At 71.6% G+C, this 25,463-nt stretch carries 19 protein-coding genes; 6 read left to right on the forward strand and 13 right to left on the reverse strand.

What is annotated here, in order from left to right; translation table 11 throughout:
* Positions 1-73: 73 nt before the first annotated feature.
* Positions 74-1,381 carry a peptidase T gene (gene pepT / locus ACFVS8_RS15525; RefSeq protein ID WP_387064113.1) on the forward strand — a complete coding sequence of 436 codons (1,308 nt, stop codon included), beginning with the start codon at positions 74-76 and terminating at the stop codon, positions 1,379-1,381.
* Between the two features lie 63 nt (positions 1,382-1,444).
* On the opposite strand, the gene ACFVS8_RS15530 is transcribed toward pepT, so the two are convergent.
* The 3 genes from ACFVS8_RS15530 to ACFVS8_RS15540 form a co-directional block, all read right to left on the reverse strand.
* Entirely contained in the window at positions 1,445-1,954 is a 510-nt protein-coding gene (locus ACFVS8_RS15530) for a GNAT family N-acetyltransferase (protein WP_387064115.1), read from the reverse strand.
* On the reverse strand, positions 1,951-2,475 hold the full coding sequence (locus ACFVS8_RS15535; protein WP_387064118.1) for a glutathione peroxidase: 525 nt from the start codon (positions 2,473-2,475) through the stop codon (positions 1,951-1,953). Before ACFVS8_RS15535 ends, ACFVS8_RS15530 begins: the two co-directional genes overlap by 4 nt.
* Positions 2,476-2,648: 173 nt before the next feature.
* Positions 2,649-5,726 (reverse strand): AAA family ATPase, encoded by a 3,078-nt coding sequence (locus ACFVS8_RS15540; RefSeq protein WP_387064121.1) that lies wholly within the window; start codon positions 5,724-5,726, stop codon positions 2,649-2,651.
* A gap of 171 nt (positions 5,727-5,897) precedes the next feature.
* Here ACFVS8_RS15540 and ACFVS8_RS15545 point away from each other — a divergent pair, with 171 nt between their 5' ends.
* Entirely contained in the window at positions 5,898-6,371 is a 474-nt protein-coding gene (locus ACFVS8_RS15545; protein ID WP_387064123.1) for a LysM peptidoglycan-binding domain-containing protein, read from the forward strand.
* A 246-nt stretch (positions 6,372-6,617) separates the two neighbouring features.
* On the opposite strand, the gene ACFVS8_RS15550 is transcribed toward ACFVS8_RS15545, so the two are convergent.
* The gene (locus ACFVS8_RS15550; RefSeq protein ID WP_387064126.1) at positions 6,618-7,331 is read right to left on the reverse strand and encodes a pyridoxamine 5'-phosphate oxidase family protein; all 714 of its coding nucleotides are present in this window, start codon (positions 7,329-7,331) and stop codon (positions 6,618-6,620) included.
* 45 nt (positions 7,332-7,376) lie between these two features.
* Here ACFVS8_RS15550 and ACFVS8_RS15555 point away from each other — a divergent pair, with 45 nt between their 5' ends.
* Positions 7,377-8,945 carry a PLP-dependent aminotransferase family protein gene (locus ACFVS8_RS15555; RefSeq protein ID WP_387064129.1) on the forward strand — a complete coding sequence of 523 codons (1,569 nt, stop codon included), beginning with the start codon at positions 7,377-7,379 and terminating at the stop codon, positions 8,943-8,945.
* Positions 8,946-8,955: 10 nt separating this feature from the next.
* Here ACFVS8_RS15555 and ACFVS8_RS15560 read toward each other — a convergent pair whose 3' ends face one another.
* Both ACFVS8_RS15560 and ACFVS8_RS15565 read right to left on the reverse strand, forming a co-directional pair.
* Complete coding sequence (locus ACFVS8_RS15560; RefSeq protein WP_387064131.1) at positions 8,956-9,171, reverse strand: hypothetical protein; 216 nt, start codon at positions 9,169-9,171, stop codon at positions 8,956-8,958.
* Positions 9,172-9,297: 126 nt separating this feature from the next.
* Positions 9,298-12,417: a glycoside hydrolase N-terminal domain-containing protein gene (locus tag ACFVS8_RS15565; RefSeq protein WP_387064134.1), complete on the reverse strand. Its 3,120-nt coding sequence runs from the start codon at positions 12,415-12,417 to the stop codon at positions 9,298-9,300.
* Positions 12,418-12,593: 176 nt separating this feature from the next.
* Between ACFVS8_RS15565 and ACFVS8_RS15570 the strand changes: the two genes are divergently transcribed.
* Entirely contained in the window at positions 12,594-12,986 is a 393-nt protein-coding gene (locus tag ACFVS8_RS15570) for a hypothetical protein (RefSeq protein WP_387064136.1), read from the forward strand.
* A gap of 60 nt (positions 12,987-13,046) precedes the next feature.
* Here ACFVS8_RS15570 and efeB read toward each other — a convergent pair whose 3' ends face one another.
* The 3 genes from efeB to efeU are packed head-to-tail and all read right to left on the reverse strand — an operon-like array spanning position 13,047 to position 16,578.
* Complete coding sequence (gene efeB, locus ACFVS8_RS15575) at positions 13,047-14,372, reverse strand: iron uptake transporter deferrochelatase/peroxidase subunit (RefSeq protein ID WP_387064139.1); 1,326 nt, start codon at positions 14,370-14,372, stop codon at positions 13,047-13,049.
* Positions 14,372-15,577 (reverse strand): iron uptake system protein EfeO, encoded by a 1,206-nt coding sequence (gene efeO, locus ACFVS8_RS15580; protein WP_387064141.1) that lies wholly within the window; start codon positions 15,575-15,577, stop codon positions 14,372-14,374. Before efeO ends, efeB begins: the two co-directional genes overlap by 1 nt.
* Before the next feature lie 56 nt (positions 15,578-15,633).
* A complete protein-coding gene (efeU, locus tag ACFVS8_RS15585) occupies positions 15,634-16,578 on the reverse strand; it encodes an iron uptake transporter permease EfeU (protein ID WP_387064144.1) in 945 nt (314 codons plus the stop codon).
* Between the two features lie 183 nt (positions 16,579-16,761).
* Between efeU and ACFVS8_RS15590 the strand changes: the two genes are divergently transcribed.
* On the forward strand, positions 16,762-18,954 hold the full coding sequence (locus ACFVS8_RS15590; protein WP_387064147.1) for a S9 family peptidase: 2,193 nt from the start codon (positions 16,762-16,764) through the stop codon (positions 18,952-18,954).
* A 31-nt stretch (positions 18,955-18,985) separates the two neighbouring features.
* Here ACFVS8_RS15590 and ACFVS8_RS15595 read toward each other — a convergent pair whose 3' ends face one another.
* From ACFVS8_RS15595 to ACFVS8_RS15605, 3 genes are all read right to left on the reverse strand, one after another.
* Positions 18,986-22,069 carry a carboxypeptidase regulatory-like domain-containing protein gene (locus ACFVS8_RS15595; protein ID WP_387064150.1) on the reverse strand — a complete coding sequence of 1,028 codons (3,084 nt, stop codon included), beginning with the start codon at positions 22,067-22,069 and terminating at the stop codon, positions 18,986-18,988.
* A gap of 157 nt (positions 22,070-22,226) precedes the next feature.
* A complete protein-coding gene (locus ACFVS8_RS15600; protein ID WP_387064153.1) occupies positions 22,227-22,865 on the reverse strand; it encodes a dihydrofolate reductase family protein in 639 nt (212 codons plus the stop codon).
* 91 nt (positions 22,866-22,956) lie between these two features.
* A complete protein-coding gene (locus ACFVS8_RS15605) occupies positions 22,957-23,607 on the reverse strand; it encodes a hypothetical protein (protein ID WP_387064156.1) in 651 nt (216 codons plus the stop codon).
* A 125-nt stretch (positions 23,608-23,732) separates the two neighbouring features.
* Here ACFVS8_RS15605 and ACFVS8_RS15610 point away from each other — a divergent pair, with 125 nt between their 5' ends.
* On the forward strand, positions 23,733-24,311 hold the full coding sequence (locus tag ACFVS8_RS15610) for a GIY-YIG nuclease family protein (protein ID WP_387064159.1): 579 nt from the start codon (positions 23,733-23,735) through the stop codon (positions 24,309-24,311).
* A 217-nt stretch (positions 24,312-24,528) separates the two neighbouring features.
* Here ACFVS8_RS15610 and ACFVS8_RS15615 read toward each other — a convergent pair whose 3' ends face one another.
* Positions 24,529-25,458 carry a DMT family transporter gene (locus ACFVS8_RS15615; RefSeq protein WP_387064162.1) on the reverse strand — a complete coding sequence of 310 codons (930 nt, stop codon included), beginning with the start codon at positions 25,456-25,458 and terminating at the stop codon, positions 24,529-24,531.
* Positions 25,459-25,463 lie beyond the last annotated feature (5 nt).

The raw sequence follows: 25,463 nt of genomic DNA on the forward strand, positions 1-25,463 counted from the left end.
CGGATGCCGCGGCCGACGCACGCGGGGCACTCCCGCCCGTGTGCTCGGGGCGGCCCTGTGGCACGCTGGAGGGATGGCCGCCGCAGCATCCGCACCGTTCACATCCCCCCTCGCCGAGTCGCTCGCGCCCGCGCTGCTCGAGCGCTTCGACCGCTACGTGCGGGTCGGCACGCAGTCCGACCGCGACGGCGGCACGACGCCGAGCTCCGCCCGCCAGTTCGACCTCGGCCGGGTGCTCGTCGACGACCTGCTCGCCCTCGGCATCGACGACGCGCGACTCGACGAGCACGGCTTCGTGTACGCGACGGTTCCGGCGACGATCTCGGCCTCCGACGGGCCGGTGCCCGTGATCGGCCTCATCGCGCACATGGACACGAGCCCCGACGCGCCGGGCGACGGCGTCGAGCCCATCGTGCACCGCGTCTACGACGGCGGCCGCCTCGAGCTGCCCCGCGGCGGCACGGTGCTCGACCCCGACGAGATCGTCGAGCTGCGCGACCACGTCGGCCACGACCTCGTCACGAGCTCGGGCGACACGCTGCTCGGCGCCGACGACAAGGCCGGCGTCGCCGCGATCCTGACCGCCGTCGCGCACCTGCTCGCGAACCCCGGGCTGCCGCGGCCCACGCTGCGCCTCGCGTTCACGCCCGACGAGGAGATCGGCACCGGCGTGCGCTCGTTCGACGTCGAGGGCTTCGGCGCGCTCTGCGCGTACACCGTCGACGGATCCGAGATCGGCGAGCTGCAGGACGAGACGTTCTCGGCCACCGAGGGCATCGTCACGATCGAGGGCCACGAGGTGCACCCCGGCTTCGCGACCGGCAAGCTCGTGAACGCGGCGCGCCTCGCCGCCGAAATCGTGGCGGCGCTGCCCGCCGACCTCACGCCCGAGCGCACCTCGGGCCGCGACGGGTTCATCCACGTGTACGAGGTGCAGGGCGGCGCGTCGCACGCCGTCGTCCGCACCATCCTCCGCGACTTCGACGACGAGAAGCTCGCCGCGCACGGCGAGGTGCTCCGCCGCACCGTCGACGAGGTGCTCGCACGCGAGCCCCGAGCCCGCGCCACGGTCGAGATCACCGCGCAGTACCCGAACATGCGCACCTACGTCGACGCGTTCCCGCAGGTGACGGATGCCGCGGCGCAGGCGATCCGCGCCGAAGGACTCGAACCCCTGCGCACCGCGATCCGCGGCGGCACCGACGGATCGCAGCTGAGCGCCATGGGCCTGCCGACGCCGAACCTCTTCACCGGCGGACACGAGTTCCACTCGGTGCGCGAGTGGGCGTCGGTGCAGGAGATGGCGGCGGCGGCGGCCACCGTGGTGCGCCTCGCCGAGGTGTGGACCACGCCCGAGTTCCGCGGCGCGACGCGCGGCTGACCCGGCTCGCCGCCGAGCGGCTCACGCCCGGGCGGCGCGGTGCCGGCTCCGCGCCGGACGCGTTCAGCGCACGTAGCGCAGCTCGCGCACGTGCCAGAGGTCGTCGACCTTCTCGTCGCCGTCGGGCGCGAACCCGTTGCGGCGGTAGAACGCCTGCGCGCGAGGGTTGTCGTCGAGCACCCAGAGGAACGCGGGCCGGCCCTCGAGCGCGGCGTCGACGAGCGCCTGACCCACCCCGGTGCCGTGGTGCTCGTCGAGCACGTAGAGGCCCTCGAGCTCGAGGTCGCGCGGGCGGTCTGCGTCGCGACCCCCGCTCGTGTTCGCCCACCCGACGACCGCGCCGTCGACCTCGGCGACCCAGACCCGCATGGCGCGGAAGCCCTCCGGGGGCTCGTAGACGCCGGACGAGATCGCCGTGTTGGCGGTCCAGGCGAGCACGCGATCGCGCATCGTCCAGTTCTCGACGACGTCACGGGCGACCCGCCCCGGCTCGACGTAGGTGGTCTGGTGGCTCCGCCAGTGCACGCTCGCGATCGCGGGGGCGTCGGCGACCGTCGCAGGCCTGACGATCATCGCTCTTCTGCGGGCTCCGGTTCGCCGAGCCCGGCCTGCGCGGGCAGCGCGGCCTCGATCGCGGCGATCACCTCGGGCGCATCGGGCTCGGTGCGCGGGCGGAAGCGCTGCACGCGACGGTCGGCGCCCACGAGGAACTTCTCGAAGTTCCAGCTCACCTTGCCGGCCTTGCCGTCGGCATCCGGGGTCTCTTTCAGCGCCGTGTAGAGCGGGTGCTCCTTCTTGCCGTTGACGCGCACGCGGTCGACGATCGGGAACGTGATGCCCCAGGTCGTGGAGCAGTACTCGCTGACGGCCTCGTTCGTCGAGAGTTCCTGCAGGAACTGGTTGCTCGGGAACCCGATCACCGTGAACCCGCGGTCGCCGTACTGCCGCTGCAGCTCCTCGAGCTTGCCGTACTGGGGCGCCAGGCCGCAGCGCGATGCGACGTTCACGATCATCACGGCCTTTCCCTCGAAGTCGGCGAGGGACGCGGTGCCGCCGTCCATCGTGGTGAAGGGGATCTCGTCGAGCGTGCTCATCGCGCCTCCGAACGTAGGGACTGGGGGGTAGGCCCAACGCTACGCCCGTCGCAGGGACTTGGCCGCCGTGCGCAGCAATCTCCCAGCGGATGTCGCGGACGGGCGCATCGTCGCGGCGGCAGGGCAGGCACGGCGGCAGGGCAGGCAGCGCAGGCGCGGCACCGCGGCCGCCGTCAGCGCAGCGCGCCGGCGCGGTACGCCGCCTCGGTGCGGGTGGACGCGCCGAGCTTGCGGAGGATCGCCGAGACGTGCACCGAGGCGGTCTTGCCGCTGATGTAGAGGCGTTCGCCGATCTGACGGTTGCTGAGCCCCTCGGCGATGAGCTCGAGCACCTGTCGCTCGCGGGCCGTGAGCTCTTCGACGGCGGCCGCGGCCTCGAGCGCATCGGCCGTCGGGGACTCGGCGATGCTCGACACCGCCGGCTCGCCGGGCGCGTTGGCTGCGCGAGCGGCCGCGGCCGCCTTGACCGCCGCTCCGCCGCCGACGCCCTCGAGCGGGAGCCCGGCGGCCGACGCGATGCGAACCACCTGGTTCGTGACGGCGGTCACCCCACCGGCGACGGCCCGCTCGTGCGCGGTCTGGAGGGTCGCACGCGCGGAGGTGCGGTCGCCCGTGGCGAGCTCGGCCTCGCCGAGCCGCTGCAGCGCGTACGGCGCGAGGAAGTGCTGCGCCGCGGGGTCGGCGGCGTGCTCGACGGCGGATCGCCACGCCTCGGTGTCGGTGCCGGGCACGCCGACGGCCGCCGGAGCGGCGTCGGTCGCGACCGCCAGCTCGGCGTCGAAGAACGCCCGCCAGGTGGGTGCGGTCGGCCAGAACGACATGCGGTCGAGCAGGTCGACGAGCGCCGGCAGGCTCTGCTCGACCTCGTCGGCGAGCTCCTCGGCGACCGCGTCGCCGCGATGGTTGCGCACGGCGGCGACGGTGCGCGCAGCGACCCAGAGGAACGGCAGCACGTACCCCGGCGGCAGGGTGTACTCCTCGCCGAGGAGGATGCGCACCTCCTGCCACGCGCGTACGGGCTCACCCTGCGCCAGCGCGATCTCTGCGGCGACGCGCCCGACGCCGAGTCGCGTCTGCATCTCGGCCGCCATGACCCGCGACATCGACGGGCGGAGCGCGCGATGCATCTCGGCGGCGCGGTCGACCTCGCCGCGCCAGAGCGCCGTCCACATGCGAGCCCGGTTCAGGTAGACCGTGAACGGCAGCGGTGGGTCGAGGGCGAGGGCGCGTGCGGTGAGGAGCTCGGCCCGTTCCCACTCGCCGACCGCGAGCAGCGGGTCGACGGCGTTCGACGCGAGGATCACGCCCGAACTGCGCTCGACGCCCTGCTCGCGGGCGCGCTCGAGGCCCTCTTCGGCGAGGCGGATCGCGGCGCGGAAGTCGCCGATCAGGTAGTAGAGGTCGGAGGCGTTCACCCAGTAGCGGAGCAGCGCCGGCCCGTCGTCGCCCGCGAGCTCGCGGGCCCGTTCGAGCAGGTCGAGACCTCCCTGCACGTCTCCGGCCGCCGCGCGGCTGATGCCCGAGATGTTGGTGGCCGTCGACGCGAACCTCGGGTTGCCGAGTCGCTCGGCCGCGTGGAGCGCCCGTTCGGAGACCTCGATGGCGTCGTCGAGCCGGGACTCGATCATGAAGCGGCCGGCGAGCGCGATGAGCACCGTGGTGCGCAGCTCGTCGCGGCCCTCGTCGCCGAGCGCCTCGAGCGCCTGCTCGAGCAGGGGGATCGACCCCTGGCGGCCGACGTTCGCGAGGTAGAGCCCGACGTCGCGCAGCAGCCGCGGATACTGGGGGTCGTCGCGCGGGCACTCCTCGAGCGCCGCCCGCACGAGGGCGAGCCCCCGCTCGCCCTCACCCGCATTGCGGAGGTGCGACGCCGTGCGGCCCATCAGCTCGAGCTTGCTCATCTTCGCCGTGGCCTGCGGGTCGGGCACGACGTCCCAGAGGCCGAGCGCCCGCTCGCCCAGCTGCGCGGCCGACCCGTAGGCCGCGGCCGCCCGCGCCTCGGCCATGGCCTTGAGCGTCGCGGGGAACGCGCGCACGGCGTCGTTCGCGCCGAGCCAGTGGAACGAGATCTCGGCGGCGAGCCGCCTGGTGCCGTGCGCCGCGTCTTCATAGGCGCGGGCGTAGCGGCCGTGGAACCTGGCCCGCTCGCCCGGCAGCAGGTCGGCGAGGATCGCCTCTCGCACGAGCGCGTGCCGGAACGCGTACTCGTCGCCCTCGATCGTGAGCACCCCGCCCAGCACCGCCTCGCGGGCCGCGGCGTCGATGCCCTCGTCGGTGCCGTCGTTCACGGCCTCGAGCAGGGAGTGCGGTACCCGCACGCCGCCGATCGAGATCAGGCGCAGCAACTGCTGCGCGGGGTCGGACAACGCCTCGTACCGCGCGAGCAGCAGGTCGCGGAGCGTCTCGGGCACCTCCGCGTCGTCGCGGCAGCCGTCGAGGCCGATGAGTTCCTCGATGAGGAACGGCACGCCGTCGCTCCGGCGAACGATGGACTGCACCGACTGCGCGGTCGGCGCGATGTCGTCGGGCATGAGCGAGGCGACGAGCGCCTCGGCCTCGCCCGACTCGAGCCGTGCGAGCTCGCGACGATCGACCCAGCGATCGCGGTCGGCCTCGGCGAGGAACGCCCGCACGGGGTGGCCCCGCGTGACGTCTTCGCTGCGGTAGGTGAGCACCGTGAGCACCCGGCTCGACCCGAGCGCACGCATGAGGAACCGCAGGAGCGCGAGGCTCGCGGCGTCGATCCAGTGCAGGTCTTCGAGCACGAACACGATCGGCTGGTCGTGCGAGAGGGTCTCGAGCAGCACCGCGATCGCCTCGTGCAGCTGGCTCGCGGCGGTGTCGCCCCTGATCACCCCGGCGCTGCCGGCCCTGGCCGCATCGAGGTCGACGCCCTCGAGACCGGCGGATGCCGCGAGCTCGGGCAGGAGCGCGATGAGGGCCGCCCGACCGGGACCGACCGCCTCGAGCACGCGCTCGGCGCCCTCCTCGACGACGAGTGCCCGCAGGGCGGACTTGACGGGAGCATACGGCGCGGCGACCGTGCCGAGGTCGACGCACTGGCCGAGCACGAACCGCGCCTCGCCGTCGACCCGATCGGCGAACTCGCGCACGAGCCTGGTCTTGCCGATGCCCGCCTCGCCGCCGATGATCACGGTGAACGGCGCGCCGGTGCGCACCTCGTCGAGAGCGGACAGGAGCCTCGCGAGGTCGGCGTCCCGGCCGATCATGGCCGGCGCAGACGTGGTCACCTGTTCATGCTGCCACGACCCGCCGACACCCGGGCGGGCGTTCGCCGAGCGCGCAGAACGATTCGGAAGGACTCTTGCGCGAACGAGCGGCATCCGGGAGTCTGGCTGACGGTGCGCCCCGAAGGAGGGGCACACCGACGACGGATTCTCACGGTGGCGGAACGGGGCGGAATGCATCGAAGACTGGGCGGCGCAGCTGCATCCGCGCTCGTGATGGCGGTGGGCACGACCCTGGCGCTCAGCGCCTGCGCGCCCCCTCCGGCACCGCCGCCCGTGACGATCATCGCCACCGTCACGGCGACTCCCGAGCCCGCACCCGAGCCGACGCCGACCCCCACGCCCGTCGCAGAGGCGCCAGCCGAGCCGGCGCCCGATCCCGTGCCGAACGATCCGGCGCCCGTCGTCGAACCGGGACCGGCCGTCGACCTCGGCGCCCGAGACGGCGCGACGGGCACGCCGATCGTCGACGAGACGGGCATGCCGACGAGCTACACGGTCGTGTCCGGAGACAGCTTCTTCGACATCGCGCAGCGCTTCGACCTGCCCCAGCAGCAGTTGCTGCGCATGAACCCGCAGGTGCACGACTTCGGCGAAGCCGTCTACATCGGCGACGTGATCAACCTCGACTGGACCAAGACCGGCTGAGCGCGCGCCTCCGGTCGGGGCCCGGCGCGCGGCTCGGCCGCCGGGCAGCCAGGCGGCCGGCCGCCTGGGCGACCGGCCGGTGCACGAGGTCAGCGGGCGAGCGTCGGAGTGCGGCGGTAGCCGTCGCGGGAGAGGTCGACGAAGGTCGAAGCGACCCCGGCGACCGCGAGAACCGCGAGCGCGATCAGGAACACGAACATGGCGCACCTCCTTCCGAACGATCTCGACCCGAGCATTCCTCGAGGCCTATGGCAGTCTGCGGTCCGCGACCGGTGGCGTCGTCAGAGCGACCACCGATTCGGGCGTCGGGGTCTGCACCGGGGTGAGCGCCGAGCGCTCCGGCGCCCCCCACGTGCGGCTGAGCGGCACGACGCCGGCCCAGACGCTGTGGTCCTCGCCGTCGTCGGGCGCCTCAGAGACGCCTGCCGCCCGCACCTTCATGACGACGTCATCGAGCTTCAGGCGCAGCACGCGGGTGGCCGCGACCTCCTTGCGCACCATGGCGCGCACCTCCGCCGGGCGCCCGGGCATGAGACGTTCCGACAGTGCGAGCAGCGCGGCGTCGGCCTCGGCGCCGCCGACCGGCTCGAGCACGCCGTAGACGACGGCGCTGCGGTAGTTCATCGAGCTGTCGAACAGCGAGCGCGCGTAGACCAGGCCGTCGAGCGCCGTGACGGCGAAGGCCACCGTCGCGCGCTCGGCCGCGGCTCGCAGCGCGAAGCCGCCCCCGGTCGATCCGTGCACGAGCACGTGGTCGCCGACTCGGGCGAACCCCATGGGCACGACGATCGGCACGCCGTCGACGACCGCGGCGAGGTGCCCGACCAGTTCCTCGTCGAGCAGCGCGTCGACGGCGGCGCGGTCGACGACCTGGCGCTCGGAGAGTCGTCGGATGCGGCGGGCGGCTCCCGGCCCTGCCACGTCGGGCACCGGGTCGGTCAGGAGATCGGAGGTCATCATGCGACCCAGTCTCGTCACCGACTGGACTTGCATACAGTCCAGTTCGTGCAACACTGTGCATACCAGTTCACGATCGGAGTGCACATGGACGGCCCGCTCCTCGCCATCGACCGGCTCGACTCGCGCCCGGTCGTCGAGCAGATCGTCGAGGCCATGCGCGATGCGATCCTCTCGGGTGCGCTGCGCCCCGGCGACCGCATCCCCTCGACCCGTGTGCTGGCCGCCGAGCTCGGCACCGCCCGCAGCTCGGTCGTGAGCGCCTACGAACAGCTCGCCGGCGAGGGCTACGTCGAGCTGCGTCAGGGCGCGCCGACCCTCGTCGCACAGCTCGGCGGGCGCCCCGGTTCCCGCTCCCAGACTGCGGATGCCGCGCGCAGGCGCCCGCCCCCGACCTCCGCCGCTCCGATCGGGCGCGCGCCCGACACCACCGCGACCGGCACCGAGCGGACTGCCGGGGTGATCGGCGCGGAGCACGCACCCCGGCTCGACCTGCGACCGGGCCGCCCGTCGGTCGGCCGGCTCGACGAGCGCGCGTGGCGGTCGGCCTGGCGCCACGCCGCGGCGAGCCGGGTGCCGGTCGACGACCCGCCGCGATTCGGGGAGCCCGCCCTTCGGGCCGCGATCGCCGAGCACGTGCGGCACGCGCGCGGCTTCGCGTGCGACCCCGACGACATCGTCGTGACCGCCGGAACCAGCGAGGCGACGGGTCTGATCGGCACCGCGCTCGGCGACCGCTTCGGCAGGCGCCCGCTCATCGCGGTCGAGGATCCCGGCTACCCGAACGCACGGCGTACGCTCGCGCGGGCCGGTGCCGACCTCGTGCCGATCCCGGTCGGCGAGCACGGCCTGCGCCTCGACCTGCTGCGCGGCCTCGACCGCCCGGCCGACGCCATCCTCGTGACGCCCAGCCACCAGTACCCGCTCGGCGGGCGGTTGCCGGTGGCCGCCCGCCTCGAACTGCTCGAGCACGCGCGACGAACGGGCGCGGTCGTGCTCGAAGACGACTACGACAGCGAGTTCCGCCATGTCGGACCGCCGATGCCCACGCTCGCGTCGCTCGACGGGCCGGCGACGGGGTCGGCCGAGGCCGGCGAGCCCCGCGAGAACCGCCGCGTGGTGCTCATCGGCAGCTTCTCGAAGATCGTCACCCCGTGGCTGCGCCTCGGGTACGCCGTGCTCCCCCACGACGACGCCCTGCGCGCGGCGATCGGTGGAGTCCGCGAGGAGAGCCCGTCGCCGGTGGCGGGCGTGGTGCAGCTCGCCGTCGCGCACCTGCTCACGACCGGCACCATCCGGCGTCACATCGCGGCGACCCGACGCGACTACGCCCACCGGCGCCGGCTCGTGCTCGCCGCGCTCGGCGACCTGCCCGGAACACGACTCGTCGGGCTCGACGGCGGACTGCACGCCGTGCTGCGGCTGCCCGATCACGACGGTGTCGACGCCGTCGTGCGACAGCTGGATGCCGCGGGCATCGCGGTCGCCCGCCTCGACGAGTACTCGGCGTCGGCGGGCGACGGCGAGCCGGGCATCGTGCTGGGCTACGCCGGCGTCGGCGATCGCGAACTCGCCGACGCGCTGGCGCTCATCCGCTCGGCGGCGCTCGGCGCGTGAGCGGCTCGGCTCAGAACGCGATCCGGGGCGCCCGCGGAAACCTGGGCCGACGCCCGTGGCGAGCCGCGCGAGCGCGCTGAGCCTCGACGATGAGCGTCGTGGCCTGCTCGGCGTCGGCTTGCGCGCGGTGCTCGGACACCAGGCGGTGCCGGGCGATGAGCGCCTCGGATCGGGCTGCGTCTGCGGCGTACAGGTCGAGTGCGGCGAGGGCTGCTGCGTGGTCCATCTGGTCCTCCGGATTGCGTCGTTGCCACGAATCTGCTCCCTGAGGTAGCGGCCGCCCATCGGCCGATCGCCCTATTCGCCGGCCGGCCTCCTGAGGAGATCGGGCCGTCGCCTGAGCCGCAGGCCCTCAGGCCCGGAACGCCTCGAACGGCACCTCCTCGGTGATGTAGTGGCCCCCCTTGCCGTCCCAGTGGTAGGCGGCGACCGTGGCTGATCCCGCGGCCACCGACTTCTCCCGAGTCGCGAAGACGTGGAACGCCGACGCGCCCGGCTGCACCTTGGTCGCCTTGAAGGTGCCCCACTCGGTCGTCAGGCGGATATCGGCCCACACGTTGCCCGTGTTCTTCGCCCGCACGGCGATCTGCACCTTGCCCGCGACGCGTCGCGGTTCGGCCGTCGACGTCACCTCGAGGTCGATCGGCGGCCGGGGCGACTCCGGGATCACCACGCGGCGTTCGCCGTTGACCACGACGGTCACGGGCCCGGTGCGCCGAGTGCGATCGGCGAGGATGCGGAACTCGGTGACCTCGCCGTCGACCCACGAGAGGTCGACGCGGTAGCCGCCGCGAGCGCGCAGGCCGCTGAACGACCCCTTGGCCGCCCACGCGGCGGGCAGGGCCGGGAGCAGTCGGATCGTGCCGTCGTGGCTCTGCAGCAGCAGTTCGACGAGGGCCCCGGTCATGCCGAAGTTGCCGTCCATCTGGAAGGGCGGATGCGTGGCCCACAGGTTGGTGAGGGTGTTGTGGCGGAAGAGCCCTCGCACCATGGTGTACGCCTTCTCGGGCTCGCCCAAGCGGGCGAACAGCGCGGTGCGCCATGGCCAGGTCCACGAGCGCCTGCTGTCTCCGCTGACGGAGTCGACGGTGATCGCGCCGCCGTCGGGCACGCCGCACCTGGCGTTGAGCGAGACCAACGCGGCCGCAGCGAGCTCGGGCGTCTGCTCGACGCTGATCTGATGACCGGGATACACCGCGAACAGGTGGGAGGTGTGCCGGTGCAGGGCGTCGATGCCGTTCGCCGAGCCGGTGCGCACATCGCGGTCGGTCTGCCACTCCTGCAGCTGGCCCCAGCTGCCGATCCTGTTGCCGGCGAGCTTGCCGAGCATCGCGGCGACCTCGTCCTGGAAGGACGTGTCGACCCCGAGCACGGTCGCCATCTCGAGGTAGTCGGTGAACAGCTCCCAGATGATCTGCTGGTCGTGCATGACCCCGTCTTCGCGCGGGCCCTGCTCGGGCGACCAGCCGTTCGGGGCGTAGAGCCTGCCGTCGGCCTTCTCGACGAGCTCGTGCTGCCAGAACAGGCAGATCTCCTTCACGAGCGGGTAGTACCGCTCGAGGAACGCGGAGTCCTGCGAGAACTTCCAGTGCTCGAAGAGGTGCAGCGCATACCAGGCGCTCGAGATGGTGTTCCACTCCCACCCGTTGCCGCCGAAGATGCTCTGGCTGGTGCGCGCGGTCCACCCCGGCACGTCCTGTCCGAAGGCATTGCGGGTCGCCACGCGGCTCGGCACGGCGACCTGCTCGATGAAGTGCGCGAGCGCCTCGTGGCTGTCGCCGAGGTCGGTGGTCTCGGCCGCCCAGTAGTTCATCTGCACATTGATGTTCGTGTGGTAGTCCGATCCCCAGGCCGGTTGGTTCTCGTTGTTCCACAGGCCCTGGAGGTTCGCCGGCAGGCCGTCGCGGCGCGACGACGACGCCAGCAGGTAGCGTCCGAAGTGGAAGTGCAGCTGTTCGAGCTCGGGGTCCGCAGAGGTGCCGTCGGAGTAGCGCACGAGCCGCTCGTTCGTGGGCAGCGCCGCCACCTCGTCGGCCGAGCCGCCCCAGTCGACCGAGACCCGCCCCATGACCTCTCCGAGATTCGCCGCCGCGGCCTCGAAGAGGCTCTCGAACGATCGGGAGGCGAGCGCGTCGAGGGCACCGGTCGCGGCACCGGCCGGAGCGACGCCCGATCGCCAACCCGCCGCGGCGTCGAGCTTGTAGTCGGTGCGGAGGTCGATGCGGAGCTCGAGCGTGTGCACGCCCGAGACGGCGACCGATGCGCCCGTCCTGGCCACCGTGCCGCCCTCGGCGAGCACACGCACCTCGGCGGCGTGCCTCAGGTTGTTGCGCATCTCGCCCGCGAACGAGAGTCGGTCGCCGGCCTCCGCGACGACGGTCGCAGGTGCGGTGACGGGGTTGTCCACAGTCTGCGCCGACGAGAGCGAGATGGTGCCCGTGAGTCCGGCCGGGTCATCCGTGCGGTACCTGATCACCATGACGTCGTCGGCGCGGCTGGCGAAGGCTTCGCGCACGTGCTGGCCCTCGTCGGTGGAGTAGGCCGTCGAGTGCAGGCCGGTCGTCGGGTCGAGGAAGCGCCGGTAGTCGGCGGGCACCGGGCCCTGTCCGCCGGCGAACGCGACTCCTGCGAGCGCGATCTCGGCGACCTGGAAATGGCTCGTGCCGACCTTGGGAACGAAGACGAACCGGTAGTACCGATAGGCCGTCGAGTTGGTCGCCGTGAAGTCGAGCCTCTGGCCCCGAGCCGTGAACGGCGTCGATGCGTGCTGTTCGGTGCTGAGCGTGGTCCAGGCACTGCCGTCGTTCGAGGCTTCGAACCGCCAGTCCTGCGGGTCGCGCGCCGGCACGTCGTTCGCGCTCGTGAACGAGTAGGCCGAGACGACCTTCGGATCGGGCAGTGCGACCCGCCAGGTCGCCTGCCACGCAGTGGCCCCGTTGTTCGGCGCGATGACGCACCACTTGGAGCTCGCGGACCCGTCGTAGGTCTTCGCCTCGGTCTCGTTCCCCGAGGAGTTGACTCCGCCGCCGAGGTCGGCCGTGACGACCGGAGGCTGCGTCGCCCCGCCGAACGCCACCTCGAGCTCGCCGAAGTTCCGGTACGAGCCGAACCCGGTGACGCCGGTGTCGTACGCGCCGTCCCAGTCGTTGGCGCCGCCCCAGAGGCTCTGCTCGTTGAGCTGGATGCGATCCCGGTCGACGCCCGCGTAGAGCATGGCGCCGAGCCGGCCGTTGCCTATCGGCAATGCCGAGGTAGCCGTCAGGCGGTCACCGGTGCCGGTGGTCACCCATCCGGTCGACGGCAGTCGGTACCAGAGCGACCGGCGGGGCACCGGCGGGATCTCGAGCGACCCCGGCGACGCGGTGGGTACGGTCGCACCTGCGGGAGCGGGTGCGGCGGTCCAGGTCGCGAGGAGTGCGCCGGCGGCACCCCCGGCGATGAGGAATCCGCGACGCGAGAGTGCCAAGGCCATGGGGCTGTCCACGAGGTTCTCCGTCTCTTCGTTGGGACGAGTGCACTTGAGTCAAACATCCGATGTGTGATTGGCACAACCCTGAATTCTTGATCATCTCGCCCAATAGCCGAAGAACACATCAGATGTATGGAGGGCTCGATGAACGATCAGACGACACCCGATACAGTCAGCGGATGGATCCCGTCACGGTCGCGCTCGAGCCCTGGAGCCCGTGGCCGCTCCTCTTCCCGCTGCTCGCCGTCGTCGCCGGGGCGGTGCTGACGTTCCTCGGGCAGTTGCGCGCGCGGCGGTGGATGCGCGACATCGGCGCGGTGGTGCTCGTCGCCGGCGGACTCACTGCGGTGCTGCTGCTCGCGTTCCTGTCGGGCACCTGGGATCAGCAGCAGCGCAAGGACGCCCTCGTCGGCCTCGGTTACGAGCAGCCGACGTTCGGCGGCGGCACCGGCATCGTCGGCGGGCAGCCGGGCGACATCGAGTTCAACGCCGTGCGCGACGGCGAGCACGTCACCGGAACCCTGCAGTGGCAGGGCGACGACCAGTGGAAGGTCGTCGAGGGCTCCGGCTGAGCCACGGGCCCACGCGCGCGTCGGGTCGGCGGAGAGCGCCCGGCCCACGCTCGCCTCGGATCAGGCGAAGAGCGCCTGACCCACGTGCTCCCCCGAGCGGATGCCGGCGGGCACCGCGAAGATCGCCGACCCGACGTGCTTGAGGTACTCGTTCAAGCCGTCGGCCGCGAGGCTGCGCTGCACGGTGATGAACTGCTCGGGCGAACGCTGGAACGACAGGAAGAACAGGCCGGCGTCGAGGCGCCCGAGCTCGTCGTTGCCGTCGACGAAGTTGTAGCCGCGGCGCAGCATGCGCACGCCGCCGTTCACCGTGGGGTGCGCGAGCTTCACGTGCGAGCTCGTGTCGATGAGCGGCGCGCCCGTCGGTCCCTCGGCCTCGAAGTCGGGCTCGGTGAACTCGGTGCCGCCCGAAAGCGGCGCACCCGACCCCTTGGCGCGGCCGACGAGCATCTCCTGCTCGCCGAGCTGCACGCGGTCCCAGTTCTCGATGATCATGCGGATGCGGCGGGCCACGAGGTACGAGCCGCCCGCGAGCCACGCGGGCTCGTCGTCGGCGCCCACCCACACCTGCTCGGAGACATCCGTCGTCTCCTCGGCCTTGATGTTCGCGGTGCCGTCCTTGAATCCGAAGAGGTTGCGCGGCGTCTGCTGCGTCGTCGACGTCGACGAGGTGCGGCCGAAGCCCAGCTGCGACCAGCGCAGGCTGGCGCGGCCGAAGGCGATGCGGCTGAGGTTGCGGATGGCGTGCACGGCGACCTGCGGATCGTCGGCGCACGCCTGGATGCAGAGGTCGCCGCCGCTGCGCTCGGGCTGCAGCGCGTCGCCCTGAAAACGGGGCAGCGGCTCGAGGCCCGCCGGACGACGAGCTGCGAGGCCGAATCGGTCGCCGCCGTCGGCATCGGTGAAGAGTCCAGGGCCGAACCCGAACGTGATGGTCAGCCCCGAGGCGGGCAGGCCCAGCGCCTCGCCGGTGTCGACCGGCGGGGCGTAGTCCGACCCGCCGACGGCGCCGCCCTCGACGACCTCGAGGCCCTGGGTGAGGCGCGCCGCGGCATCCGTCCAGTCCTGCAGCAGCTCGACGAGCCCGGCGCGGTCGAGCGTCGCCGACACGTCGAAGGCGGCGAAGTGCAGCCGGTCCTGCGCGGGCGTGACGATGCCCGCCTGGTGCTCGCCGTAGAACGGGAAGACGGATGCCGCGCCGCTGCCCGCCGCGTTCGCCGCACCGGTCGACATGGCCACGCCGACGCCCGCCGCACCCGCCGCGACGCCGACCGCCGCACCTGCGGCGCCGGCGCCGAACAGCCCGAGCAGGTGCCGGCGGCTGACCCCGGAATCGGGTTCGGCTGCGGTCTGCTCGGGCTGGTCGGGTGCCGCGGGTCGGGTCATCAGACTCCGAGGATAGTGCTGGTCAGCTGCGACAGCGGCTCGGAGAGGGCGTTCACCTGGTCGCTCAGCGCCTTCTTGTCGGCGTCGGTGAGCTCGGCGTAGTTCACGAAGCCCTCGTCGAGCGAGCCGTACTGCGCCAGCAGGTCGTTCAGCGCCGTGAACTGGTCGTCGATCTCGGCCGCGAGGGCCGTTCCGTCGTCGCCCTTCGACTCGGCGAGCGTGCGCACCGCGCCGAACGCGACGTACGCGCCCTGCACGTTGGCCTGGAAGTCGTAGAGGTCGGTGCCCGACCACCAGTCCTCCTCGCCGGTGATCTTGCCGGCCGCGACCTCGTCGAGCAGCCCGATGGCGCCGTTCGAGATGTCGGCGAGGCTGACCGTGAAGTCGTCGGCCGTCACGAGGTCGTGCAGCTCGGTGACGTTCTCGACGAGCTGGTCGGCGAACGCCTGGCGCTCTTCGGGGGTCGACGGCGCCCAGTCGAGGAACGCGTCCTGGCCGTCGGAGTTGAGGTCGCCCTGCGCCGGCGGCCACAGGTCCTTCTCGATGCGGTGGAAGCCGGTCCAGTCGATGCCGTCGGCCACGGCGTCGACCTCGCGGAAGTCGATCTTCGGGTCGAGGTCGCCGAACGCCTCGGCGGTGGGCTCGATGCGCTCGTAGGGCACGCGCGTCGTCGCGAAGAGCTGTCGCGCGGTCTCGTCGTCGCCGGCCGCGTAGGCGTCGGCGAGCTCCTGCACGGCGGGCAGCAGCTCGGAGACCTGCGAACGCACGTACGCGAGGTACTCCGTGACGGCCTGGTCGCTGAGCGCCTGCTCGTCGGCCGAGACCTCCGACGCCTCGCCGGTGACGGTGAACGCCGCGAGGCCGATGGGTGCGCCCACCTGCTGGAACTTGCACGCCGTGTAGTAATCGCCGGGCTCGAGCTGGGCGACGAAGTCGACGCTCTGGCCGGGCGTGATGTTCTCCTTCTCGCCCACGATGCGCAGCTGGTCGTCGGCGAGGATCTCGAACTCGTTCACGTCGGTACCGGCGTTCTTCAGGCTGAACGTCACGGCGCCCGCCTTCGAGGTGTCGGTCGCGACCGCGCATCCGTCGTCGGTGATGTCGACCGCGATCGCCTCGGCGAGGTCGGCCTTGGCCACGCAGCCCGAGAGGGCGAGCGCGAACAGCGTCGCGGTGGCGGATGCCGCGAGGACACGTCGGTTCATTGGTGCTCCTGATCTGGGTCGGGGTGAAGTGCGGTGGTGCGGATGCCGCGGGCCGGTCAGTTCGCGTCGGCGCGGGCGGGTCGGGTGGCTCGGGCGGGCTCAGGTGAGCCGGCCGCTCGGGCGGGTTCGGCGGGCTCCGGCGCGGCGGCCGCGGGAGCGGCCTCAGCGCGCGCGGCGGCCGCAGCGGCGCGGGCGCGACCGCGCCGGCGCAGCATGAGCAGGTACAGCGGAACCGTGATCGCGACGTACGCGACCCACGCGAAGACCTGCGCCCACGTGGGCTCGGGCGTGAAGTTGAAGATGCCGGCGAGCACCGTGCCGTACCAGCTGCCGGGCGGCACGATGCCGACGAGGCTGTAGGCCGGGGTGCCCCAGCCGGGGATCACCGAGGCCTCCTGCAGGTCGCCGACGCCGTAGGCCAGCACGCCGGCCGCGACGAAGATCAGGAACAGTCCGGTCCACGTGAAGAACCGGCCGAGGTTGAAGCGCACGAGCCCGCGCGAGATGCCCCACGAGATCACGACGGCGGTGAGGATGCCGAGCACGGCGCCGAGCGTCGCGAGCAGCGGTTCGCTGCCGCCGGCCGCATTCGCCCACACGAACAGGGCGGTCTCGATGCCCTCGCGCCCGACGGAGATCGCCCCGAGCACGACGAGGGCGAACCACGAGCGGTCGATCGCGGCATCCACGCTGCTGCGGAGCTCCTTCGACAGGCTGGCTCCGTGCGAGCCCATCCAGAAGGTCATCCACGTGACCATCGCGACGGCGACGATCGAGAGCACGCCGCCGAGGATCTCCTGCGCCTGGAACGTCATGGCGTACGGGCCCCAGGTGAGGATCGCACCGACTCCGAGCGCGACGGCGATCGCGAGCCCGATGCCGAGCCAGAGCCTGCCGAGCAGGTCGCGACGTCCGAGCTTGGCGAGGTACGCCACCAGGATGCCGACGACGAGGCCGGCCTCGAGGCCTTCGCGGAGGCCGATCAGGTAGGTGGCGAGCACAGACGTCTCCAGAGGACGAACAGGGGTGGAATGAGCTAAGGCTAGCCTTACTTCGCCAGATTGCAAGTACGGGATCCTCACCATGACCGGGCCACGGCGAGCTGCCCGAGCGGTTTCACGGACAACCCGCCCGCCACCGGCATCCGCTGGGCACGTCGGGGCGATGCGCGTAGCGTGGAGCCCGTGCTGACTCCGCCGAAGACCCCGAAGCGACCGACCCAACGCACGCACCACGGCGACACCGTGGTCGACGACTACGAGTGGCTGCGCGCGAAGGAGGACCCCGAGGTCCTCGCCCACCTGCACGAGGAGAACGCGTACACGAACGCGCGCACCGAGCACCTCTCGGTGCTGCAGGAGCAGCTCTTCGAGGAGATCCGGGCCCGCACGAAGGAGACCGACCTCTCGGTGCCGACGCGCGAGGGCGACTGGTGGTACTACACCCGCACCGTCGAGGGGCAGCAGTACGGCATCCACTGCCGGGCGCCGATCGCCGGCCCCGACGACTGGGAGCCGCCGGTGCTCGAGGTCGAGCCCGCGGTCGAGCCCGACCCGACGTCGACGGATGCCGCGGGCGGCCCGGCCGCGGCGCCCGCGACCCTGCCCGGCGAGCAGGTGCTCCTCGACGACAACGTCGAGGCCGAGGGCCACGAGTTCTACTCGCTCGGCAGCTTCGACGTCACGCCCGACGGATCGACCCTGCTGTACGGCACCGACGTCGAGGGCGACGAGCGGTACACGCTGCGCCTGCGCGCGCTCGACGGCAGCGACCGCGAGTACGACGACGTCATCGACGACACGGCGGGCGGCGCGATCTTCGATCCCTCCGGCCGCTACGTGTTCTACGCGACCGTCGACGAGTCGTGGCGGCCCGACACCATCTGGCGCCACGAGGTCGGCACCGCGGCATCCGCCGATGTGAAGGTCTTCCACGAGCCCGACGAGCGCTACTGGCTCGGCGTCGGGCTCACGCGCAGCCGTCGCTACCTCGTGATCGAGGCTGGCTCGAACATCACGAGCGAGACCCGGCTGCTCGACGCCGACGACCCGACGGGTTCGTTCGAGGTCGTGTGGCCGCGCAAGGAGGGCGTGGAGTACGACGTCGAGCACGTCGTCGCCGGCGGCAAGGACCGCCTGCTCATCGTGCACAACGACGGCGCCGTGAACTTCGAGCTCGTCTCGGTCGCCGCCGACGACCCCGAGGGCCCGCGGCGCATGCTGCTGCCGCACAGCGAGGGCGTGCGGCTCGAGGGCGTCGACGCGTTCCGCGACTTCGTGGCGCTCGAGTACCGCCGCGACGGCCTCTCGCGCGTCGCCATCGCCAAGCTGCCCCCCGCCGGCCTGCCCGCCGACGCGACGCCCGACGACACGCTGCACGAGCTGGCGTTCGACGAGGCGCTCTTCGCCGTCGGCCTGCGCGGCAACCCCTCGTGGGAGCAGCCCATGCTGCGCCTCGGCTACACGAGCTTCGTGACGCCGTCGACCGTGCTCGACCTCGTCGTCGCGACCGGCGAGCGCCGGCTCCGCAAGCGCCAGGCCGTGCTCGGCGACTACGACGCCACCCGCTACGCGCAGCGCCGAGAGTGGGCGACGGCGAAGGACGGCACCCGCATCCCGATCTCGCTCGTCTACCGGCACGACCTCGTCGACCTGGGCGAGCCCGCGCCCACGCTGCTCTACGGCTACGGCTCGTACGAGGCATCCATGGATCCGGGGTTCGGCATCCCCCGCCTGTCGCTCCTCGACCGCGGCATGGTGTTCGCGATCGCGCACGTGCGCGGCGGCGGCGAGATGGGCCGGCTCTGGTACGAGCACGGCAAGAAGCTCGAGAAGCGCAACACCTTCACCGACTTCGTGGCCGCCGCGCGGCACCTCATCGACCAGGACATCACCTCGCCCGACCGGCTCGTCGCGCAGGGCGGCAGCGCCGGCGGCCTCCTCATGGGCGCCGTCGCGAACCTCGCGCCGAAGTACTTCTCGGGCATCCTCGCCGAGGTGCCGTTCGTCGACCCGCTGACGTCGATCCTCGACCCCTCACTGCCGCTCACGGTCATCGAGTGGGACGAGTGGGGCAACCCGCTCGACGACGAGGAGGTCTACTCGTACATGAAGTCGTACTCGCCGTACGAGAACGTGCACGAGCACGGCTACCCGCCGATCCTCGCCGTCACCTCGCTGAACGACACGCGCGTGCTCTACGTCGAACCAGCCAAGTGGGTCGCGCGCCTGCGCGAGGTGGGGGCCGACCCCCTGCTCAAGATCGAGATGGCGGCCGGGCACGGCGGCGTCTCCGGCCGATACTCGGCCTGGCGCGAGCGGGCGTTCGCCTACGCGTGGGTCATCGACCGGGCGGGCGCGCACCCGAGCGGCGCGTGACCTCTCCGCCGCTCGTCTCGAGGAGCCCCGCCTACCGCCAAGCCGACGGGGCTTTCGGCGGAACTCCCGGCATGGGCAGCGTGAGCGACGATGTCCGCTTCGTCGTGGTGTAACCCGCCGCCGAGGCGGTGACCTGGACTGAGATCCGCTTGCCGGCATGGGCGACCGTCGGAACGAACGACTTCGCGGTCGCCCCTCTCACGGGCACGCCGTTGGCCAGCCACTGGAACGCGAACTTCGCAGAAGGAGCGGACGAGACCGTGACGCTCATCGCCCTGCCGATGGTGGGTCTGCCCGTGAACGCCGGGCCCGAGATCGCCGGGCCCGAGATCGCCAACGACCCGGGTAGGACCCCGCCAATGCCCTCGACCTGCTTCGCGCGCGCCGCGTACCCAGCCGCCGTTGCCGTCACGCGAACCGAGATCTGCTTGTCGATCTGCGCAGCGGTAGGCGTGAACGAGGAGCGTACGGCTCCGGGAATCGGTACGGAATCTGCCGACCACACGTAGTCGAACTCAGCCTTCTCCGTCCTCGACGTGGCGACGACAAAGAGTTTCGAGCCCACCCTCGGGACTCCGGATACCGTCGGTTCCGCGAAGTCGAGCGTGCCGAGCTTGACGAGCACGGCGTTGTACTGCGTGGAGGACACCTCGACGTAGCCAGGCGCCGACGCCGTCACCTGCACGTTGAGCCAACTCCCGAGTTGGTCAGCGGATGGCGTGTAGACGGGATCGACCGCACCGGGAATCTCCGAACCGTTCTCGAGCCACTGATATCGGAGGACCACACCCGACGTCGACGACGACGCCTTCGCCCGCAGCTCGGATCCGACCGCGGGAGCGCCGACGATCTGCACCCCGCTGAACCCGACTCGCCCACCCGACAGCACTGCGTCGGCTGTGAATACTGCACCCTCCGTGAGTTCGATGATCTCGGCCGACGCGAGATCCCGTTGGTCCCTCCACCACTCGCCCGTATATCCATACCCATCACTCGGACGGAACTGCAGCTTGTACCTGCCCGCTCGGCACCAGTCGAACGAGAACTTCCCGTCGGAGCCGAGAGAGGCAGCATCCTCCGATTTCCAGGTTCCGCCTGACTCTCGGTAGAGGTACGCGGTCACTCCCTTCGTGATCTTCCATCCGGCCTCGTGCGTGATCCGGCCCTGAATCGAAGAACGTCGAACAAGCGATGACTGGTGACCCGACGACACGGCGCCTTGGACCACGGCCACCGGCCCCAGCCGGCTCGAGAAGAAGGCACTGTGCGAGATATCGATCGGGTACGTGCCGGACGGGACGCCCACGATCTCGTACCGGCCCTCGGCATCGGTCTTCGCTCCCGGACTCCGCTGTGTGTCGTCAGCCGGAAGAGAGACGCCGACCGATGCGCCTTGGATCGGCCGACCTGAGGAATCCGTCACCGACCCGGTGATGGACGCCCCCTCGTCGAGGAGGGCGTCCATGCCATCCACGACCGCGTCGCGGCCAACGTCGAAGCGCACCGCGGCGGCCTTCGTTCGGACGCCGCCCCACCATTGATCGAGCCACCTGCTCGGGCGAACATCGACCGAGAACTTGAGCGTGTATCGTCCAGGTCGCAACCCGACGAACGCGTATGAGCCACCGACACTCGAGGTCGTCGTGCCATCCCAGGACTCCCCGTTCTCAGCGGTGCCGTAGGCGGTGACCGTTGTGATCGGCGGCGCGGAACCGTCCGCGACTGCGACGGTGCCGGAGACGGTGGCGCCTGCAGTCATCTCCGTGACGAGACCGTCTACGGTCTCTCCCTCGGCGACGTCGAACCACTCGGCTTCGAACAAGGAGTCACGGTCGTTCCACCACTCGGCGCGGTACGGCTGGCCTGCGTTGAAGCCCAGCGTGTAGCTGCCGGGCGTCGTGCAGAATCGATAGGCGCCCGAGGCGTCGGCCAAGATCGTTCTCCAGCTCCCGCCCCGATGGAGCGAGACCTGGATACTGTTCGAGCCCGGCGCTGTCACCACTCCCGCGATGACCGAGGAAGCGGGCAACTCGGCATCGAACCCCACCAGATCGCTTGCCAACGGCAATGCGATCATCTCGGCATCGACCGGGGCCGAAGCGTTCGGCCACCAACGATCGAGCTTGCAGGCCTCGTCCGCACGGCCGAAGAAGTGGAGCTTGTACTCGTCGCTCTCGAGTCCGACGATCTTGTACCTCCCGTTCGCGTCGGTCTTCGCCCACGTCGAGTCCGATCCCTCGACCTGGCGCTCCGCCACGACGTTGACCCCGGCGAGCGGCCGCCCGTTCGACGTGACGACTCCTGCGATCGAGCCGGCCCGTTCGACCCGGGCATCCACTCCGGTGACGACGCCGTTCTCGGCGACCGTGACCTCCTCCGCGAGCGATGCGTCGTGCCGATTCGGCCACCATTGCTCCTGGTAGGGGCCGGCATACGACGGGACGAACTTGACCTTGTACGTCCCCGGCAGAACCCGTTCGATGCGGTACGTCCCATCTGCGTTGTACCGCACGAACGCCGAGCCACTCCCGGAACCGATCAGGTAGACGCTCACCCCACCGGCGGCACCCCCGTCGGCCGCGACAGCCCGGCCGGTGATCACGCCCGTGGCGATGAGCCGTGCGTTGGCCTCGCGCACCTCGTCACGACCGAGTCGCAGGGATCCGGGGTCGCCGCTGCCCTGTCCCCAGCCGATGGCTTTCCATTCCGCGTACTTGTACTCGGAAAGCGCGCCGACGTAGCCGAACGACAGGTCGTATGGGCCGGGCAGCAGCCCTTCTGCTCGATATCGACCGGCCGCATCCGTAATCACAGAGACCGTCTCGACCGAGTAGTCGTTGTGGTTCTCACCCAAATAATCGAGTGTGACGTAGACGTTTGCCAGCGGGACCCCCTCGAACCCCGTGACGGTGCCCGTGAACGTCCCTGCACCCGATGGCACGACGGCCGACGGCGAGTCGGCCTTCGGCGCGGGTTCCCCCGGCCCCTCCGTCGCGGTCGGGTCGGGCAGTCTCCCGGCCGTTGCGGGCGCGACTCCGGCGGCGAGGAGCAGGATCGTGAGAACGACGGCGAAGGCTGCGCGGACGGCAGCCTGCGTCGGAACGGGTCGGGGCAACGGCACTCGCAGGGGCACTCGGGGTTCGGGTAGGGCGTCGCCGAGCCGCTTGGACGACTCGGAGATCAGGGGTAGTCAACACCAGCACCCGGTCCGCGCTCAAGGTCGAAACGGAGTCGAATCACCGGGGACGGCCGCGCCGCGAGACCGGGCGGTGCTACCGCACCACCTCGTACGTGATGTGCGTCGCCAGCGGCGTCGCGAGCACGTCGATCGGCTTCAGCGCGATGCCGGAGCCGCCGGGCGCTTCGCCGCCGATCGTCACGCCGTCGAAGAGCCGCTCGCCGGCGCCGAGCGTGATCGGCGCCACGCTCAGCACCAGCCGGTCGAGCACGCCCGCGAGCAGCGCCTGCCGCACGGTGCTCGCGCCGCCGGCGATCGAGATGTGCCCGTCGGGGCCGGCCGCCTCGCGCGCCCGAGCGAACGCCTCCTCGATGCCGCCCGTGACGAAGTGGAAAGTCGTGCCGCCCTCCATCTCGAGGGAATCGCGTTCGTAGTGGGTGAGCACGAACACGGGCGAGTGGTAGGGCGGGTCCTCGCCCCACCAGCCGCGCCACGAGTCATCCGGCCACTCGCCCCTGATGGGCCCGAACATGTTGCGACCCTGGATCACAGCGGCCACGCCGAGGATCGTGTCGATCACCGGCTGACTGGAATCGGGGTCCTCGAACATCCAGGCGTGCAGGCTCTCGCCGCCCTCGCCCAGCGGATTCTCGAGGGTCTGGTTCGGCCCGGCGACTAAGCCGTCGAGCGAAATGGTCAGGGTCGCGACCACGAGGCCGTCGTCGATGCTCATGCGCGCGAGGCTACTCCGAGCCGCCGACGCGGTGAAGACCAGTCCGCGTCAGGTCGGGCCGACCAGTCGCTGAAGCCGCACGGCGAGCGGCCTACCAACCCCCGAAGGCGTCGTCGAGCGCGTCGCGCTCCTCGCGCCGCTGCCGCACCTCGTCGAGGTCCTTCAGCAGGTCGGACGCGACCCCCGCCATGCGGTCATCACGCTCGGCGATGTACGTCTCGTCGACCTCGATGTCGGGCCAGTCGCGTGCGAGGCGCTGCTCGATCGCGTCGGAGAGCTCGGCCCACGCGTCTTGGCGGGCTCGCTCGGCGAACTCCGCGAGATACTCGGGGTCGCCCCGGAGCTCGCCGAGGCGGGCTGCGACGGCCTCGTTGATGCGCTCACGCAGTCGGAGGTTCCAGGAGTCCGACCGGTGGTAGTCGTGCTGGTGCGCCGAGCGCCCCTCGCGCTTGGCAGCCGACTCGCGCTCGGTCTCGGCCCATTCGGCGACCTGGTCGAATTCGTGGATCAGCTCGCGCAGCACCTCGCGGGCCTCGGCCGACGCGCGCTCGGCGTCGAACGGCTCGTCGCCCCGCAGGGCCCGCACGATGATGCGGTTCTTCAGCGCCATGCGCCCGGCGGCCTCGGCCACCAGGAGGCCTTCGTTGTAGGTCTCTTCGAACGTCAGCGGCTCGGCCTCGGGCAGCGCGCTCCGGTCGAACGGCTTGAACCGTCGACGCCTGCGCTTGCCCCACCACGCCATGCCGTTCGCCCCTCGCTCTCGAACGCCTTCCTCGACGGTCCGTTCGGTCGAAGACCGAGCCTACCCCGGGCGGGTGACGCGGCGGCAGCCCGCCGGTGTGGGTGGTGCGACGTAGCGTGCATGGCATGGATCGGGCGGATGCCGCGGCCCGCACGTGCGGGCTCCTCGACCCCTCGGGCGTGGCCTGCGGGGCTCCTGCGGCGACCCCCGCGATGGCCCTGTGCGCGCACCACCTGCTCGAGGCCTACGACCTGGTCGCCGCCGAGGTCGGCGTCACCGACCTCGCGCCGGCGCCGTGCTCGGCCTGCGGATGCCGCGTGGGCGTGCGCTATCCGTCGGGGTGGCTGTGCGCCGACTGCGAGTGGCGGCTGGGCGAGGCGCCCGACGGCGAGCTGACGCCCGTGCGGGTCGAGGTCGTCTACTACGTGCGCTACCGCGACCAGGTCAAGATCGGCACGTCGGCGAACCCGAGGCAGCGGCTGGCGAGCATCCCGCACGACGAGGTGCTCGCGTTCGAACCGGGCGGGCGGCGGCTCGAGCAGCGTCGGCACGTGCAGTTCGCCGACCGCCGGTTCGCGGGCACCGAGTGGTTCGCGAAGCACGCCGAGCTCGACGAGCACATCGAGGCCCTGGCGCTCGGCGTCGACGACCCGTGGGCGCAGTACGACCGCTGGGTCAGCCGTCGGCACGCGGCGCGAGGCTGAGGCCGGCCCGACCGCCCTGCACGTGGCGCCCGGCGCCTGACGCGACGCGCCCAGCACCCACCGCCCCGCGCCCTGCACCCAGCGCCCCGCGCCCTGCACCCATCGCGACGCGCACCGACATCCGGCGCCCGCGCCTCACGAAATTCAGGAGATCCGGCCCGAAGCCGGCCCCACGGAGGCCATCGCCCGGGATCTCCTGAATTTCGCGAGCACGCGTCTAGGCCATGCCCTCGGCAGTCTGCTCGAGCTCGGACTTCGGGCGGTCGCGCTGCGTCGCGATGGCGGTGCCCGCCGCGCCGCACACGATCGCGATCGCGACGACCTCCACGAACGTGAACGTCTCGGAGAGCACGAGCCAGCCGAAGATCGCCGCGATCACGGGGCCGAAGCTCGTGATGATCGCGTAGAGCCGCGGCGAGATGCGCCGCAGGATGAACGTGTCGAGGCTGTACGGCAGCGCCGACGACAGCACGCCGACGCCGAGGAGCAGCAGCACGACCGTCCAGTCGATCGCGCGCGCATCGAACGTGGCGACGGCGAACGGCACGAGCAGCGCGAGGCTCACGATGCTCGCGACCGTGAGGCCCTCGAGTCCGGGCAGCCCGACGGCGACCCGTCGCGTCAGCAGGATGTAGAGCGCCCAGGTTGCGGCGGCGGTCAGGGCGAGCGCGACGCCCCAGGGGTCGATGGATGCGGCATCCGACGATCCGGGCCCGATGAGCAGCACCACGCCGAGCCCGGCCGCGAGCGCGCAGATGCCGTCGAGCCAGCGACGCGACGTCGCCAGGGCGATGGCGAGCGGCCCGAGGAACTCGATCGTCGCCGCGATGCCGAGGCCGAGCAGGTGTACGGCCTCGTAGAACGAGACGTTCATCACCGCGAGCACGACGCCGAGGGCGATGGCGGGCCACAGCCGCGACCAGTTGAGTTCGGCCCGCTTGGGGCGGTAGAACGGCAGCACCACGACGAGCATCACGAGCTGGCGCACCGCGACCACGACGAACGAGCCGACCACCGGGATCACGAGCCCCGCCAGCGACGATCCGAAGTTGATCGAGACCTCGGTGCCGAGCTGGGTCGCCGCGCCCGTGAGCCGTCGGCGCTGCAGCGCGGCATCCGTCATCGTCGTGTGGGTCTGGTTCGGCACCAGAC

The sequence above is a fragment of the Agromyces sp. NPDC058110 genome, assembly GCF_042884735.1.
GTDB lineage: Bacteria > Actinomycetota > Actinomycetes > Actinomycetales > Microbacteriaceae > Agromyces.